An 880-nucleotide genomic window follows, 5' to 3' on the forward strand; every position below is an offset into this window, starting at 1 on the left:
ACCGCCTGCCCCCGAAACCACCCCCCGGCGGGGGCAGGCACCCCAGTCCCGGCCGTCACCCCGCAGATGGTCGGGACAACCCTCGGCCCCTACAACTCGCTTTGAGCGTGGGGTGGGCGTACGAGTTCGACGAGTTCCACGCCGATCGCGTCTGCGATGAGAAAAAGGGTGTCGAGTGTGGGGCTGGAATGGCCGAGTTCGATTCGGCCGTATCCGGTGCGATCGAGGCCGGTGTGCTCGCAGACCTGTTGCTGGGTGAGGCCGGCCTGTAGTCGTGCTGCCCGGATCTGCTCTCCTACCCGGCGGCGTCGGGTAAGGAGTCGGCTGGGTGGTGGATTGGGGCGTGGCACATGTCCACGCTGGCCGGGTCATGATCGTTTGTATGCAGAGCCAGCTCTGCATTGTGTGATCTTGGATTTGATGGGACGCTGAAACGGAATTTTGCGGTCCGATCACCAGATCTCCGTATCCCTTGCGGGTACGGAGGCGCGCGACCCCTCGGCGTGATATGCGTCCGCCGGGGGGTCGTACTGCGCCAGCACTATTCGGCCGAACTAGACCGCCCCACTTCCTGCTTGGGAAGTGGGGCGGTCTACTGTGAGCAAAGGTGCCCCCCTGCCGATTATCACGGCAGGGGGGCACCGTTCCGACGAGGTGGGCCCTCCCGAGCCAACACCCACGCCGGGCTGTCGAGGGGAAATGCGTCAAGCGGTCGGAGTAATCACGCCCGCCTCCCCGCTGATCACTGTACCTACTGCGACGGCGCTTCTACAGCCTGTAGGCATCATTTATTTCGGGGGAGCGATGTTACGGGGCAGTAGCGGGGTACCAAGATCCACACATGTAGAAGGCCCGGTAGACGTTTCCGCTTACCGGGCCT

1 protein-coding gene is annotated in these 880 nt (G+C 63.9%); it reads right to left on the bottom strand.

Features of this window, described 5'->3' with window-relative positions; genetic code table 11:
* Positions 1 to 89 precede the first annotated feature (89 nt).
* On the bottom strand, positions 90 to 350 hold the full coding sequence (locus NBG84_RS40310; RefSeq protein WP_250924718.1) for a helix-turn-helix domain-containing protein: 261 nt from the start codon (positions 348 to 350) through the stop codon (positions 90 to 92).
* Between the last annotated feature and the right edge of the window lie 530 nt (positions 351 to 880).

Origin of the sequence: Streptomyces albipurpureus (genome assembly GCF_023701525.1) — a bacterium.
GTDB lineage: Bacteria > Actinomycetota > Actinomycetes > Streptomycetales > Streptomycetaceae > Streptomyces > Streptomyces albipurpureus.